A 1,184-nucleotide genomic window follows, 5' to 3' on the forward strand; every position below is an offset into this window, starting at 1 on the left:
TCATGCCGCTGGTGCGCGAAGGCCAGCGCCCCGGCACCATGGACGTCGATGTGCAGGTCGAAGACCAGAACCCGTGGAGCGCCAGCGTCGGCCTCAACAACGATTACAGCGCCGACACCGAAAAGCTCCGCGCCGTGACCAGTCTCGGCTACAACAACCTCTGGCAGCTCGGCCACAGCATCAACCTGACGTACTTCACCGCGCCGCAGGACACCGATAACGCCAAGGTCTGGTCGGGTTCCTACACCGCGCCGTTGACCGAGCGCTGGAGCGTGCAGTTCTCCGGATACCAGTCCGACAGCAACGTCGCCACCATCGGCGGCAGCAACGTGCTCGGCAAGGGCCACAGCTATGGCGTGTCGGCGATCTACACACTGCCGTCGAGTGGCAACTGGTCGAATGCGCTGTCGGCCGGCATCGACTTCAAGGACTTCGACGAACGCCTGACGCTGTCCGGAGAAAGCGACAAGGTGCCGCTGCAGTACGCGCCGTTCACCTTCGCCTACAACGGCTTCCGTTACACCGAAAAGAGTCAGCTCGGCCTCGGCCTGAGCCTGGTCGCCGCCACCCGCAGCATCTTCGGCTACGGCAGTTCCGACGAAGATTTCGACTACAAACGCTATCGCGCCAAACCGAGTTTCGCCGTGCTCAAGGGCGATACCAATTACACCTGGACCTTCGACAGCGACTGGCAGAGCGCAAGCAAAGCCGCATTCCAGCTGGCCTCGGGGCCCTTGGTGTCCAACGAACAATTCTCCGCCGGCGGCGCGACCTCGGTGCGTGGCTACCTGGCCGCCGAACGCACCGCAGATGACGGCGTGCTGCTCAGTCAGGAAGTGCGCACGCCGTCACTGGCCAAATACGCCGGCAGCTGGATGCAGGACTGGCGCTTCTACGCCTTTGCCGAAGGTGCGCAGTTGTACCTGCGCGACGAACTGCCGGACCAGGACGCCAGTTACGCCCTGGCCAGTGTCGGCCTCGGCACCCGCGCCAGCCTGAGCAAATGGCTGTCCGGCAGCCTCGACTGGGGCTACCCGCTACTCGAAGGGCCGAACACCTCGAAACAGGAATCGCGCCTGCACTTCAACCTTCAAGCCACTTTCTAAAGGAGCACGTTCATGCAGCGTCTCATTCTTTCGTTGTTGATCTGCCTGGGCTTCGTGCTCCCGGCCACGGCTCAGGCC

At 63.2% G+C, this 1,184-nt stretch carries 1 protein-coding gene; it reads left to right on the plus strand.

Going from position 1 to position 1,184, the window contains the following annotated elements:
- A partial coding sequence (locus tag DBR24_RS11085; RefSeq protein ID WP_146189016.1) for a ShlB/FhaC/HecB family hemolysin secretion/activation protein occupies positions 1-1,106 on the plus strand: 1,106 nt, incomplete at its 5' end.
- Between the last annotated feature and the right edge of the window lie 78 nt (positions 1,107-1,184).

Origin of the sequence: Pseudomonas sp. HMWF006 (assembly GCF_003061205.1) — a bacterium.
In the GTDB taxonomy this organism is placed as follows: Bacteria; Pseudomonadota; Gammaproteobacteria; order Pseudomonadales; family Pseudomonadaceae; genus Aquipseudomonas; species Aquipseudomonas monsensis.